Origin of the sequence: Rhizobium sp. L43 (assembly GCF_002531725.1) — a bacterium.
Lineage (GTDB): Bacteria > Pseudomonadota > Alphaproteobacteria > Rhizobiales > Rhizobiaceae > Rhizobium.
In genome coordinates this window covers 245,120-258,109 of the sequence record NZ_NWSQ01000004.1, presented here as the reverse complement: position 1 = coordinate 258,109, position 12,990 = coordinate 245,120, and the positions used below count along the sequence as shown (strand labels likewise).

Genomic DNA, 12,990 nt, shown 5'->3' with positions numbered 1-12,990 from the left:
GGCGCGCCAGCGCCCCATATCTAAAATTAGAAGACTGAAATGAAGGCGAAGGCCGCCCCGCTGTTGACGTTTTCTATTCTTAGGTCATGCTGTCAAGAAACGGCTCGGTCTCGACAAGGAAATTTCCGCGACAGATGAATACGCAGACGACGCCATCCCCGCAGTTTTATCTGACGGCTCCGGCTGCGTGTCCGTATCTGCCGCATGAGATGGAGCGTAAGGTGTTTACCCATCTGGTCGGCCCGCGCGCCGCCGAGATGAACGACATCCTGACCCAGGGCGGTTTCCGCCGTTCCCAGAATATCGCCTACCGCCCGGCCTGCGAATCCTGTCGCGCCTGCGTTTCCGTGCGCATTCTCGCCCAGGAATTCGAACCGACGAAATCGATGAAGCGGGTGCTTGCCGCCAATTCCGACGTCATCGCCACCGAATTCGCCGCCCAGCCTTCCAGCGAGCAATATTCGCTCTTCCGACGTTATCTCGATTTTCGCCACCAGCAGGGCGGCATGTCCGATATGACCGTGCTCGACTATGCGATCATGGTGGAAGACACGCATGTGAACACGCGAATCGTCGAATATCGCCGGCGCGAGGAAGGCTCCGGACTGGAACAGCGGCCGAAGGGCGAGCTGCTTGCCGCCGCTCTCACCGACACGATGAGCGACGGGCTGTCGATGGTCTATTCCTATTTTAATCCGGATATCGAGCGGCGTTCGCTCGGCACCTTCATGATTCTCGACCATATCAGGCGCACGAAAGCGCTGGGCCTGCCGCATGTCTACCTCGGCTACTGGGTTCAAGGGTCGCGGAAAATGGACTACAAGACACGTTTCCAGCCGCAGGAACATCTGACCCCGCGCGGCTGGGAACGTTTCGATCCCGCCTCCATGCCCGAAAGCACCCACGACTGAATGTTTCCCATCGCTCTTTCCGATCATCGGAAGGGTCTGCTGCTGACGGCGGTCGGCGGGCTGGCGCTTTCCATGGATATCCCGCTCGTCCGTCTCGGCGATGGCGACATCTGGTCGATCCTGGGAATGCGAAGTGCTGCAACGGTTCTCGCCACGTTCGTCATCCTGGGAGCAATGCGCCTTGCCTCGGGCAAATGGCCGATCCTCGTTCCGGGGCGAGCCGGCCTAATCGCCGGCCTGCTCTACGGCATCTCGTCCCTCACCTTCGTGCTTTCAGTCTTCAATACGGCCACAGCCAATGTCGTCTTCATCGTCGCCTTCAACCCGATGTTCGCTGCGCTTCTTTCCTGGATATTCCTCAAGGAGAAGCCGCAGCCCGCAACGTTGATCGCCATGCTGTTCATGATCTTAGGCGTCGGGCTGATCGTGCGTGAAGGGCTTGCGAGCGGCCATGTTTTTGGCGACGCCATGGCGCTTCTCAGCGCGCTTATTCTTGCCGCAGCCATCACGGTCGGGCGTGCCTCGCGCCGGGAAATGGGCTTCGTGCCGCTGCTGGCCGCCATCCTGCCGGCCGTGCTCGGCCTCGCGCAGGCGCTGCCCTCGGGACTTGCCATCGCCCACCCCGGCTGGATCCTCGTCAATGGCGCCATCATGATGCCGGTGGCCTTCTGGTGCCTTGCGACGGGGCCGCGTTACCTTTCCGCGCCTGAAGTCGGCATGTTCTATCTGCTGGAAACGGTGCTCGCGCCGATCTGGGTCTGGCTGATCTTTGCCGAAACGCCGGCGACGATGACGCTGGTCGGCGGCGCTATCCTGGTGGCGGCGATCGCCGGGCATTGCTTCTGGATGGTGCGAGCGAAGAGCATCAGGCAACCGGCTGAATAGGACGTTGTTGCCTGCGCGGCCTCATGTTATAACTCCGTTGTCACAGAGGACAGAACGATGAACGTCACAATCCGCAAGATCGGCAATTCCGAGGGTGTTATTATCCCTAAAGAGGTACTGCAGCGGCTGGGCTTGAGCAGCGGCGACAGCCTCGAACTGCGAGAGGTCGAGGGTAATATTCAGCTTGTACCGGAATCGGCGGACCTTGCCGAGCAAATGCGGGCAGCCCGCATCGGCATGGAAAAATATCGGGTGGCGCTCCGCGAACTCGCGAAATGATATCGCTTAAATGGTTAAGCCGCCAAGCGATCGAAAATATGCATGATGAGCAGATCGCCGAGCACGGCGGTTTGTCTGGGCTGCGGGATGCCAATGCGTTGGAAACCAGCTTGGCACGCCCGCTCAATAAGGCCGCATATGGCGAAACCGATATCTTCGTTTTCGCTGCAGCCTATCTCTACGCCATTGTTAAAAACCACCCATTCGTGGATGGAAACAAGCGTACTGGCTATCTCGCAGCATTTACGTTTCTCTACATCAACGATTATGTCATTGATGCGGATAATGCGCAGGTCATTGCATTTGTACTCGACGTCGCCGCCGGCGAGATCGACGAAGAGGGTGCGACCCGCTTCCTTCGGGATTTCAGCATAGCGCTCAACCCGTCGCCTTGAACTGCTGCTGCTCCAGTTCCCTGCCCAGCCCTTCGACCACATGCGCCCAACCTTGCCGGGTCTTTTCCTCGTGTTCGGCCCATTCGGCGCACATTTCATGGGTGAGCGTCAGACGGCTGCCGCCGCCGAGAGGCTCGATGTCGATTTCGACACGGTCGCAATTGTGGTCGTGCTCCTCGACGGAGAAGCTGAAGACCATGCGTTGCGGGCGCTTCAGTTCCAGGAAGACGCCCTGGTGAAAAGCGTCGCCGGTCGGACGGCGGTCGACGACGAAGAAACGGCCGCCGACATGCGGATCGATATCGGCGCGGATGACGTGACCGTCATCGGTGGCAAACAGGAAGCGGCGGGCGATTTCGGGGTTGAGCCAGGCGTCGTAGACGACCGCGGGCGGCACCTTGTAGGTGTGGCTGACATGCAATTTGATGGTGCTGGCGGGCATCGATTTTCCTCCGGTAAGGGCGCGCGCCTCTCCCAGGCGCACGTAAACACCGGCCATTCCGCCAGCCTCGGAAGCGGCCTTCTCCTATTTTTGGTAACAGTAATGAAATAGCGGAGTTCCCGCGCCCGCCAAGGGCCGAGCGCGGAATTTGTGCCTCAGCCGGCGAATTTGCCGCTGCGCGGGAAGCCCTTCGGCACGGTGCGGCCGGCGGTGGCGCGGTCGGACAGCCACTCGGCAAGCTCGTCCTTGTTCTTCGTAAAGGTGCGGCCGGCGCTGTCTTCCCAGACGAGGCCGTCTGATATCGCGAAGCAGCGGACGTCGGAAATGCCGCCATCCTTGTAGCGTTGCAGACGCACGCCCTTGCCGCGCGACATTTCCGGCACCTGCGCCAAGGGGAAGACCAGCAGCTTGCGGTTTTCGCCGACGACGGCGACATGATCGCCGCCGACGGGCACGAGCAGCTGGGTTTCCTCGGGCAGCGCCACATTCATGATCTGCTTGCCCTTGCGCGTATTAGCGACCAGCTCGGCCTCGGCAACGACGAAGCCGTTGCCGGCAGTGGAGACGATCAGTTGCTTGCGCGCGGGATCGTGGACGAAAGCGGTCAGCACTGCCTGGTCGTTGTCCATATCGACTATGATGCGCAGCGGCTCGCCGTGGCCGCGACCGCCCGGCAGCTTGTCGCCGCCAAGCGTGAAGGCCTTGCCGCCTGTCGTGACGATCAGGATCTTGTCCGTTGTCTGCGCCGGGAAGGCCAGCTTCAAGCCGTCGCCCTCCTTGAAGGTCAGCGTCGCCGTATCGGCGATATGACCCTTCAGGGCGCGGATCCAGCCCTTCTCGGAAATGACGACGGTGATCGGTTCCTTCTCGATCATCGCCTGCTGGATAGCTTCCTCGTCGGCTTCGGGCGCATCGGCAAACTGGGTGCGGCGGCGGCCGACCTCGGTCGCCTTGGCGAATTTCTTCTTTACCTCGCCGATTTCCCAGGCGACCGTCTGCCACTGCTTGTCGTCGGAGGCCAGCAGCGCTTCGATCTCGCCCTTTTCCCTGGTGAGTTCGTCGAACTCCTTGCGGATCTCGAATTCTTCAAGCTTGCGCAAGGCGCGCAGCCGCATATTGAGGATCGCCTCGACCTGATTGTCGGTCAGATCCCAGCGCGCCATCATGACCGGCTTCGGCTCGTCTTCCTCGCGGATGATGCGGATGACCTCATCGATGTTGAGGTAGGCGACCAGAAGACCGCCGAGGATTTCGAGACGCCTGTCGATTGCCGCCAGGCGGAAGCGCGAACGGCGCTGCAGGACTTCGCGGCGGTGATCCAGCCACTCCTTCAGCACGTCGTTCAGCGCCATGACCCTGGGGATGCGGCCCATGGACAGCACGTTCATGTTGAGCGGGAAGCGGCTTTCCAGCTCCGTTAGCTTGAACATCGATTCCATCAGGATCGTCGGATCGACGCTGCGGGTCTTCGGCACCAGGACGACACGGATATCCTCGGCCGATTCGTCGCGGATGTCTTCGAGCAGCGGCAGCTTGCGGGCGATCAGCAGCTCGGCGATCTTTTCGATCAGCCGCGATTTCTGCACCTGGAAGGGAATTTCGGTGATGACGATCTGGTAGCCACCGCGGCCGAGATCTTCGATCTGCCATTTCGCCCGCACGCGGAAACCGCCGCGGCCGGTGCGGTAGCTCTCGATGATGCTGTCGCGGCTGTCGATGATGATGCCGCCTGTGGGGAAATCCGGGCCGGGAATGAATTCGACCAGCTTTTCGACCGTCGCATCGGGATGCTTGATCAGATGCAGGGCGGCATCGCAAAGCTCGTGGGCATTGTGCGACGGGATCGAGGTCGCCATGCCGACGGCGATGCCGGAGGAGCCGTTGGCGAGCAGGTTCGGGAAGGCGCCGGGAAGGACGACCGGCTCGGTATTCGATTCGTCGTAAGTATCACGGAAATCGACGGCATCCTGATCGATGCCTTCGAGCAGCAGTTCCGAGACCGCCGTCATCTTCGATTCGGTGTAACGCATGGCGGCGGGGCTGTCGCCATCGATATTGCCGAAATTGCCCTGGCCGTTGACCAGCGTGTAGCGCTGCGAGAAATCCTGGGCGAGACGGGCAAGGGCATCATAGATCGACTGGTCGCCGTGCGGATGGTAGTTACCCATCACTTCGCCGACGATCTTGGCGCATTTCCTGAAGGCTGTATTCGGCCTCAGCCCCATCTCGTTCATCGCATAGACGATGCGGCGGTGAACGGGCTTCAGCCCGTCGCGCACGTCAGGCAAAGCGCGGTGCATGATGGTCGAAAGCGCATAGGCGAGATAGCGCTGCTCGAGCGCCGCCTTGAGGTCGACCGGCTGGATGTTGTCGTCGTCTCCGCCGGAAGGCGGCAAAATCTCTTGTCCCATGGGTCTTGACTAGCCCAGAAGAGCCCGGCGGGCAAGGAATCCGGGCCATTGCAGCTGTGGATGAAGTCTTCCAACCCACATCAAAGGATGAGACAAACGTTCCGCCGCAATTTGGACTTCGTTTGCCGTTCCTTTCAACGGAAATTTAGAAGTCCGCAAATATAAAGCGGGCCCAATCCGTAGTAGCGTAACTGCAGATTCAAAACCGCCACACGCCACCAGAGGAATCACCCCATGAACTTTTACCGGACAACGCGGCTGATGCTGTCGGGCGCAGCCTTTTTCTCACTCGCCGGCTCGGCTTTCGCGCTCGATGGCACCGAGTTGCTGAAGAAGATCAATGCCGCCTACGCCGCGCAGGGCGGAACGATTTCGGCTGAGGCCGTCGATATCGACGGCACGACCGTGACCTTGAAGAACGTCACCGTCAAACCGACCGCCGGCGAAAGCCTGCCGATCGGCGAAGTCACCCTTTCCGGCGTCGAAGAAGACGAGGATGGCGGCTATTACATCGAAGAAGCCGCCTTCCCCGATATCAACAAGACACAAGACGGCGTCACGGTGACGGCGGAGGGACTGACGCTCGGCGGCATCTCGGTCCCGGCAACGGCGGGCGGCGATACGCTCGATACCATGATGCTTTATGAAACCGCCCATACCGGCCCGCTGAAGGTGGTCAAGGACGGCGCGGAAGTGTTCTCGCTGCTCGAAAGCGACATGAACCTGACGCTGCGCGAGGACGAATCCGGCTTCGATTTCGACGGCGCCTTCAAAAGCATGAAGGCCGATCTCACCAAGGCTGAGGATCCGCAGAGCAAGGACGCGATCGAGAAGCTCGCCCTGCAGCACGTCCAGGGCGACATCACCATGAAGGGCGCCTGGGAACTCGCCCCCGGCACGATCGACATTTCTGAATTTGCCTTCGACTTCACCAACATCGGCAAGCTGAACCTCGGATTCAAGATCTCGGGCTACACGATGGCCTTCATGAAATCGATGCAGGATGCGATGAAGGAATCCGAAGCCAACCCGAACAAGGAACAGTCGCAGCAGGCGCTCGGCCTTGCCATGCTCGGCCTGATGCAGCAGCTTTCCTTCGAGGCGGCGCAAGTGCGTTTCGAAGATGCCTCGATCACCAAGCGTGCGCTCGATTATGCCGGTTCGCAGCAGAACATGTCGGGCAAGCAGATGGCGGATTCGCTGAAGACGATGACGCCGATCATGCTGGCGCAGCTCAATATCCCGGAACTGCAGAACGCCGTTTCGGCAGCGGTCAACACCTTCCTCGACGACCCGAAGAGCCTGACCGTCAAGGCCGCTCCCGAAAAGCCGGTGCCGTTCCCGACGATCGTCGGCGCCGCCATGGGCGCTCCGACCACGCTGCCGCAGGTGCTCGGCGTCAAGGTTTCGGCCAACGACTGATCGCTTCGACCTTACGACAAAAGGCCCGGCAGTTCCGCTGCCGGGCCTTTTGTCTTTCTGAGTTCTCTCCAGCCTCACCCGAGGTGCCTGAAGTTGGCTGAGCCACCCGCCCCCGTCCTTCGAGGCTCCGGCCTCTGGCCTGCGCACCTCAGGATGAGGGCTGATCGTGGTGCCTGCCGCGTGGAAAACGTTACCGGCGTGCCTTGCCGCGGCGCTCTCCTTGAGCCGAGCTGCCACCTCTCTCCAGCCTCATCCTGAGGCGCCCCGCAGGGGCCTCGAAGGACGGGGCTGGCCGCGGCGCCGGAGAAAGCCGGGCAACCTGCTATATCAGTCCTTCTTGACCGGCGGGATCGGCCGGATCGAGAGTTCGCGCAGCTGCGTCGGAGTTGCCGGGGTCGGCGCGCCCATCAGCAGGTCCTGGGCCTGCTGGTTCATCGGGAACAGCGAGATTTCACGCAGGTTCTTGGCGCCGACGAGCAGCATGACGATACGGTCGATGCCGAAGGCAGCACCGCCATGCGGCGGCGCGCCGTACTGGAAGGCGCGGTAGAGGCCGCCGAAACGGTCTTCGACATCCTGCTGGCTGAGGCCGACCTTCTCGAAGGCGGCGACCATGGTTTCCGGCGACTGGTTGCGGATCGAGCCCGAGGCGATTTCGAAACCGTTGCAGACGGCGTCGTACTGGAAAGCCTTGATGGTCAGTGGATCCTGGTTCTGCAGCGCATCGAGGCCGCCCTGCGGCATCGAGAACGGGTTGTGCGCGAAATCGACCTTCTTGTCTTCTTCGCTCCATTCGAAGAACGGGAAGTCGACGATCCAGCAGAGGTCGAAACGGTCGCGATCTACAAGGTTCAGCTCTTCGCCGGCCTTGGTGCGGGCTTCACCGGCAAACTTGTAGAACTTCGCCGGATCGCCGGCAACGAAGAAGCAGGCGTCACCGTCATCGAGGCCGAGCTGGGTACGGATCGCGTCGGTGCGCTCCTCACCGATGTTCTTTGCAAGCGGGCCGGCGCCCTCGAGCTTGTCACCTTCCTTGCGCCAGAAGATGTAGCCGAGGCCAGGCTGACCAGTCGACTGCGCCCAAGCATTCATGCGATCGCAGAACGCTCTGGAACCGCCGGTCTTAGCCGGAATAGCCCAGATCTCGACCTTCGGGTTAGAGGCGATCATGCCTGCGAAAACCTTGAAGCCGGAGCCGGCGAAATGTTCGGTGACCGCTTCCATGACGATGGGGTTGCGCAGGTCGGGCTTGTCGGAACCGTATTTGCGGATCGCCTCGTCATAGGGGATACGCGGCCATTCCTTGGTGACCGGCTTGCCTTCGGCAAATTCCTCGAACACGCTCGATATCAGCGGGCCCATCGTGTCCCAGATGTCCTCCTGCTCGACGAAGCTCATTTCGAGGTCGAGCTGGTAGAATTCGCCCGGCAGGCGGTCGGCACGCGGGTCTTCGTCGCGGAAGCACGGGGCGATCTGGAAATAGCGGTCGAAGCCTGCGACCATCAGCAGCTGCTTATACTGCTGCGGTGCCTGCGGCAGCGCATAGAAGGTGCCGGGATGGATGCGCGACGGCACGAGGAAGTCGCGCGCACCTTCCGGCGAGGATGCCGTCAGAATCGGGGTCGTGTATTCGGTGAAGCCGACATTGCCCATTTCACGGCGCATGGCGGAGATGACCTGGGTGCGCTTGACGATGTTCTTGTGCAGCGTTTCGCGGCGCAGATCGAGGAAGCGGTACTTCAGGCGCACGTCTTCCGGATAGTCGGGCTCGCCGAAGACCGGCAGCGGCAATTCCTTGGCAGCCGAGAGCACTTCGATCTCCTGCGCGTAGAGTTCGATCTCGCCGGTTGCCATGTTCTTGTTGACGGTGTCTTCGGTGCGGGCCTTGACCAGGCCGTCGATGCGGATGACCCACTCGCCGCGAACCTGTTCGGCCTGCTTGAAGGCGGGCGAATCCGGATCGGCAACGACCTGGGTGATGCCGTAATGGTCGCGCAGGTCGATGAAGAGAACGCCGCCATGGTCACGAACGCGATGGACCCAACCGGAAATCCGGACATTGGCGCCGACGTCCGACTTGCGGAGGGCTGCACATGTGTGGCTGCGATAGCGATGCATCATCTCAATTCCCGGTATCTGGCTTAAAGACGGCAGCAAGGGGCTCCGATGGCTCTCCCGCACCGACAAGAAAATCGGGCGGAAAAGCGCATGGACGCTCCGATTTGTCAAGGCTTGGTGCGCGTTTGGCACGCGTTTATGGCGAGGCTGCGACCGCCAAGCTGCGGCAGTTTGGCCGCGTTTGCCGTATTGATGAAGATGCCTCTCAACTTTAAAAGGATCGGCATTCTCACCCATGGAGCGCCCGCATGCCTCTCCTTACTCGCCGCAACCTTCTCAAGGCATCCGCCGTCGCGGGCGCCTATGGTGTCGGCATGGGCATTGCCGGCAAATTCGGTCTTGCCGAGGCGGCACCCGAGCCGCAGCTGCTGACGGCGGTGAAGACCGAGGCGATGCTGAGCGAGGCGGGGCCGACCCGGGATATCATGAGCTGGGGCCATGACGGCATGCCGCCGGTTCTGAGGATGACCAAGGGGCGCCCTTACGCTGCACGGCTGAAAAACGGGCTCGACGAGCCGACGACGATCCACTGGCACGGGCTTCGCATCGACAACCGCATGGACGGCGTGCCCTTCATGACGCAGCCCTATATCTATACCGGCGACAGCTTCGACTATGCCTTCACGCCGCCCGATGCCGGCACCTTCTGGTATCATCCGCATTGCAACACGCTGACGCAGATGGGCCACGGCATGACCGGCGTCATCGTCGTCGAAGATCCGGCCGATCCGGAATTCGATGCAGAAGTGGTGCTGAACCTGCGCGACTGGCGGCTCGGCGCCGACGGGCAATTCATCGCCGCCTTCCGGCCGCGCGACGCCGCCAAGACCGGCACTTACGGCACGGTGCGCACGGCCAACTGGCATCAGGAGCCGCGATATGACGCGCCGGCCGGCGGGCTGGTGCGGCTACGCATCGCGGTCACCGACGTGACGCGGATCTTCTCGCTGAAGATGGAAGGGGCCGATGCGAGCGTGATTGCGATCGACGGCAATCCGGTGCCCAAGCGTTTTCCCCTCGACCTGCTGCAGATCGGGCCGGGTCAGCGGCTCGACCTTGCCGTGCGCATGCCGGACAGCGAGGGCGCCGTCGCGACGCTCGAGGATATCCGCGGCACGACGCCGAAGGTGATCGCCAGCCTGCGCGCGGTCGGATCATCGTTGAAGCGCGAGATCGGCGATCTCGGGCCGCTTGTCGAAAATCCGGTGGCGAAGGCCGATCTTTCCGTCGCCGAACAGATCCCGCTGGTGCTGAGCGCTACCGCGGAGAATGCCGCCGTCGAAAGCATCTGCGGCACGCTCGGCTACAGTTTCTGGGCGATCAACAAGGTGCCGTGGCCGGGCGATACGCCCGATCCGACGGCGCCGTTGGCGGAACTTAAGCTCGGCAAGAGCTACGTTTTCAATCTCGAAAATACCACGCCGCATGCGCACCCGATCCATCTGCACGGGATGAGCTTCACGGTGATCTCCTCCTCGACCAGGGAGGTGATGCCGCTCACCTCCGATACCTATCTGATCCAGCCTGATGAGAAGGTGCAGCTCGCCTTCGTCGCCGACAATCCCGGCGACTGGCTGTTGCATTGCCATATCATCGAACACCAGAAGACGGGGATGACCAGCTATCTCAGGGTGAGCTGATCGAGGCTACACTTTGCGCGCCGGTGTTCGCCTTGCCGCAGTTTGGACGTGATTCTTAGCCAGCAATGCTCGAAGCGTATGCTGTTGTATTGACATATCGAAGCGAAAGGAGAAGGAAGGTTCAACCGACCTTTTCCTTGCGAATGAAATGATATGATCGAAACCACCGCCGATTTGGCGGCCGCCTGCAAAGAGCTGGCCAAGTCCGACTTCATCACCATCGACACCGAATTCCTGCGCGAGACGACCTTCTGGCCGGAGCTTTGCCTGATCCAGATGGCAAGCCCGACAACCGAAGTTCTCGTCGATCCGCTGGCCAAAGGTATTGATCTCGCCCCCTTCTTCGAGCTGATGGCCGATCCGAAGGTGCTGAAGGTCTTTCATGCGGCGCGCCAGGACATCGAAATCATCTTCAATCGTGGCAATCTCATTCCGCATCCGATCTTCGACACGCAGGTCGCCGCCATGGTGTGCGGCTTCGGCGACAGCGTCTCCTATGATCAGCTGGTCAGCCGCATCAAGAACGTCCATATTGACAAGTCGTCGCGTTTCACCGACTGGAGCCGCCGGCCGCTTTCCGACAAGCAGCTGGAATATGCGCTGGCCGACGTCACCCACCTGCGCGACGTCTACCTGTCGCTGAAGGCGGAGCTCGATCGCGAAGGCCGCACCTCCTGGCTCTCCGAGGAGATGGACATTCTCGAGGCGCGCGAAACCTACGACATGCATCCCGACGATGCCTGGCAGCGGCTGAAGATGCGGCTGCGCAAGCCACAGGAGCTGGCGATCCTGAAATTTGTCGCCGCCTGGCGTGAACGCGAGGCGCGCGCCCGCAACGTGCCGCGGTCGCGGGTGCTGAAGGATGATGCGATCTATGAGATCGCCCAGCAGCAGCCCAAAGATACCGAGGCGCTCGGGCGGTTGCGCACCATTCCGAAAGGCTGGGAGCGCTCGACGTCAGGCGGATCCGTCATCGAGGCCGTCAACGCGGCGCTCGCTCTTCCGAAGGCCGATATGCCACACGTGCCGCGCCAGGCGCAGGCGCCCGAAGGGGCCGCTGCCGCCGTCGAACTGCTGAAGGTGCTGCTGAAGCTGATTTCGGAAAAACACGGCGTGGCGCCGAAGGTGATCGCCAACAGCGAGGATCTCGACAGGATCGCCGCCGAGGGCGAGAAGGCCGAAGTCGCGGCCCTTAACGGCTGGCGGCGCGATCTTTTCGGCGAGCCGGCGCTGCAGTTGATCCAGGGCCAGATTGGCCTGCGTTTCGTCGGCCGGAAGGTCGAAACCGTCAGTCTGTGAGGCAGAAGCAAATTCGCTTGACGCTTTTTTCCCGGCTGAAACAATGGCTGGAGCGAACATCACGGCGAAGAGGCGGCATGCGGGAAATATCTCCGACGCAGAACTGGATTCTGATCACGATCGTCCTGGCTGCCAGCGGCGTCGTCTATGATCTGTCGTTCTACTCCAATCAGACGCCGGTTATCGGGGCGATCTTCGCGCTTTTCATCGGCATGCCGATCATCGCCTTCGAGCGCAAGGCGCTGTTTCGCGGGCTTTACAGACGTATCCAGAGGCTGCCGACCTTCGCCTTCATCGTTACCGAGCTGGTGATCTACGAGATCCTGATGAGCATCGGCTTTGCCTGTGCGGGCCTGCTGCTCTGGTCGGTCGGCATGCTGAAGCCGCCATCGCTCCTTGATCTCGTCATCATGCCGTTCGAGGTCTTCCTCTATGCGCTGGCCGTCTGCTCGGCGATGATCTTCGTCCTGCGCGTGCGAGAACTGCTCGGCCGCGACGTTTTCCTCAGCATGCTCGTCAGCCGCTACCGCAATCCGGTCAGGGAAGAGCGTGTCTTCCTGTTCATCGATCTGGTCGATTCGACGGCCTTTGCCGAAAAGCACGGCGACCTCCGGGCGCAGCAGCTGCTGAGCTCGCTGTTTGCGACCTTCGCCGAACCCGTCAGGCGCAACAAGGGCATGATCAACGACTATGTCGGCGATGCCGCGATCATCACCTGGCCGCTGGCCCGCGGCGTCAAGAATGCGCGCTGCGTGCGCTGCATCTTCGACATTCTCGCCGATATCGACGCCAATGCCGCCGGCTGGCGGAAAAATTACGGCCAGGTGCCGAAGCTGCGGGCCGCGCTTCACGGCGGCGAGATCATCACCGCCGAAATCGGCGTCGACCATCACAAGATCAGCTATTTCGGCGACACTGTGAACACCACCGCCCGGTTGGAGACGCTCTGCCGCAGCCTGAACCGGCCGCTGCTGATCTCCTCCGACCTTGCCCGGCGAATGGAATTTCCCGAGGACATCTCCTGCGAGGATCTCGGCACCCATGCCGTCAAGGGACGCGGCCAGGCGCTTGGCGTCATGGCGCTTTCCTCACGCGCCGTCACCGTCCTGAACACGCCGGCCGTCATTCTGCACGGCTGAGCAAACGCTTTTAGCCCGCGTCACCAAAGCTTCACCCAACCGTCAATTC

Annotated in this window: 11 protein-coding genes; 8 read left to right on the top strand and 3 right to left on the bottom strand. The window is 61.5% G+C overall.

Annotated features, from left to right (window positions below):
• Window positions 1-134 precede the first annotated feature (134 nt).
• From CO667_RS06300 to CO667_RS06285, 4 genes are read left to right on the top strand one after another with little or no spacing between them, the layout of a single operon-like run.
• On the top strand, window positions 135-911 hold the full coding sequence (locus CO667_RS06300) for an arginyltransferase (protein WP_097617574.1): 777 nt from the start codon (window positions 135-137) through the stop codon (window positions 909-911).
• A complete protein-coding gene (locus tag CO667_RS06295) occupies window positions 912-1,796 on the top strand; it encodes a DMT family transporter (RefSeq protein WP_097617573.1) in 885 nt (294 codons plus the stop codon).
• A gap of 57 nt (window positions 1,797-1,853) precedes the next feature.
• The gene (locus tag CO667_RS06290) at window positions 1,854-2,075 is read left to right on the top strand and encodes an AbrB/MazE/SpoVT family DNA-binding domain-containing protein (RefSeq protein ID WP_012756879.1); all 222 of its coding nucleotides are present in this window, start codon (window positions 1,854-1,856) and stop codon (window positions 2,073-2,075) included.
• Window positions 2,072-2,470, top strand: coding sequence for a type II toxin-antitoxin system death-on-curing family toxin (locus tag CO667_RS06285; RefSeq protein ID WP_097617572.1), 399 nt, complete (start codon window positions 2,072-2,074; stop codon window positions 2,468-2,470). Before CO667_RS06290 ends, CO667_RS06285 begins: the two co-directional genes overlap by 4 nt.
• Here the strand turns inward: CO667_RS06285 and CO667_RS06280 are convergent.
• Window positions 2,454-2,912: an SRPBCC domain-containing protein gene (locus CO667_RS06280; protein ID WP_097617709.1), complete on the bottom strand. Its 459-nt coding sequence runs from the start codon at window positions 2,910-2,912 to the stop codon at window positions 2,454-2,456. The two genes, CO667_RS06285 and CO667_RS06280, sit on opposite strands and share 17 nt — an antisense overlap.
• Window positions 2,913-3,067: 155 nt before the next feature.
• Window positions 3,068-5,323 (bottom strand): DNA topoisomerase IV subunit A, encoded by a 2,256-nt coding sequence (parC, locus tag CO667_RS06275; RefSeq protein WP_097617571.1) that lies wholly within the window; start codon window positions 5,321-5,323, stop codon window positions 3,068-3,070.
• 234 nt (window positions 5,324-5,557) lie between these two features.
• Here parC and CO667_RS06270 point away from each other — a divergent pair, with 234 nt between their 5' ends.
• Window positions 5,558-6,745, top strand: a complete 1,188-nt coding sequence (locus CO667_RS06270; protein ID WP_097617570.1) for a hypothetical protein — start codon at window positions 5,558-5,560, stop codon at window positions 6,743-6,745.
• Between the two features lie 327 nt (window positions 6,746-7,072).
• Here the strand turns inward: CO667_RS06270 and aspS are convergent, their stop codons facing one another.
• The gene (aspS, locus tag CO667_RS06265) at window positions 7,073-8,863 is read right to left on the bottom strand and encodes an aspartate--tRNA ligase (protein WP_097617708.1); all 1,791 of its coding nucleotides are present in this window, start codon (window positions 8,861-8,863) and stop codon (window positions 7,073-7,075) included.
• Window positions 8,864-9,111: 248 nt separating this feature from the next.
• Here aspS and CO667_RS06260 point away from each other — a divergent pair, with 248 nt between their 5' ends.
• The 3 genes from CO667_RS06260 (at window position 9,112) to CO667_RS06250 (ending at window position 12,941) form a co-directional block, all read left to right on the top strand.
• Complete coding sequence (locus CO667_RS06260; protein WP_097617569.1) at window positions 9,112-10,503, top strand: multicopper oxidase family protein; 1,392 nt, start codon at window positions 9,112-9,114, stop codon at window positions 10,501-10,503.
• A gap of 153 nt (window positions 10,504-10,656) precedes the next feature.
• Window positions 10,657-11,802, top strand: a complete 1,146-nt coding sequence (gene rnd, locus CO667_RS06255; protein WP_097617568.1) for a ribonuclease D — start codon at window positions 10,657-10,659, stop codon at window positions 11,800-11,802.
• A 77-nt stretch (window positions 11,803-11,879) separates the two neighbouring features.
• Window positions 11,880-12,941: an adenylate/guanylate cyclase domain-containing protein gene (locus CO667_RS06250; protein WP_097617567.1), complete on the top strand. Its 1,062-nt coding sequence runs from the start codon at window positions 11,880-11,882 to the stop codon at window positions 12,939-12,941.
• The last annotated feature ends 49 nt before the right edge of the window (window positions 12,942-12,990 follow it).

What these genes read in the sequence shown, in the direction of transcription:
- CO667_RS06300 (WP_097617574.1), top strand. Translation starts at nt 135, where the DNA reads ATGAATACGCAGACGACGCCATCCCCGCAGTTTTATCTGACGGCTCCG.
- CO667_RS06295 (WP_097617573.1), top strand. Translation starts at nt 912, where the DNA reads ATGTTTCCCATCGCTCTTTCCGATCATCGGAAGGGTCTGCTGCTGACG.
- CO667_RS06290 (WP_012756879.1), top strand. Translation starts at nt 1,854, where the DNA reads ATGAACGTCACAATCCGCAAGATCGGCAATTCCGAGGGTGTTATTATC.
- CO667_RS06285 (WP_097617572.1), top strand. Translation starts at nt 2,072, where the DNA reads ATGATATCGCTTAAATGGTTAAGCCGCCAAGCGATCGAAAATATGCAT.
- CO667_RS06280 (WP_097617709.1), bottom strand. Translation starts at nt 2,912, where the DNA reads ATGCCCGCCAGCACCATCAAATTGCATGTCAGCCACACCTACAAGGTG.
- parC (WP_097617571.1), bottom strand. Translation starts at nt 5,323, where the DNA reads ATGGGACAAGAGATTTTGCCGCCTTCCGGCGGAGACGACGACAACATC.
- CO667_RS06270 (WP_097617570.1), top strand. Translation starts at nt 5,558, where the DNA reads ATGAACTTTTACCGGACAACGCGGCTGATGCTGTCGGGCGCAGCCTTT.
- aspS (WP_097617708.1), bottom strand. Translation starts at nt 8,863, where the DNA reads ATGCATCGCTATCGCAGCCACACATGTGCAGCCCTCCGCAAGTCGGAC.
- CO667_RS06260 (WP_097617569.1), top strand. Translation starts at nt 9,112, where the DNA reads ATGCCTCTCCTTACTCGCCGCAACCTTCTCAAGGCATCCGCCGTCGCG.
- rnd (WP_097617568.1), top strand. Translation starts at nt 10,657, where the DNA reads ATGATCGAAACCACCGCCGATTTGGCGGCCGCCTGCAAAGAGCTGGCC.
- CO667_RS06250 (WP_097617567.1), top strand. Translation starts at nt 11,880, where the DNA reads ATGCGGGAAATATCTCCGACGCAGAACTGGATTCTGATCACGATCGTC.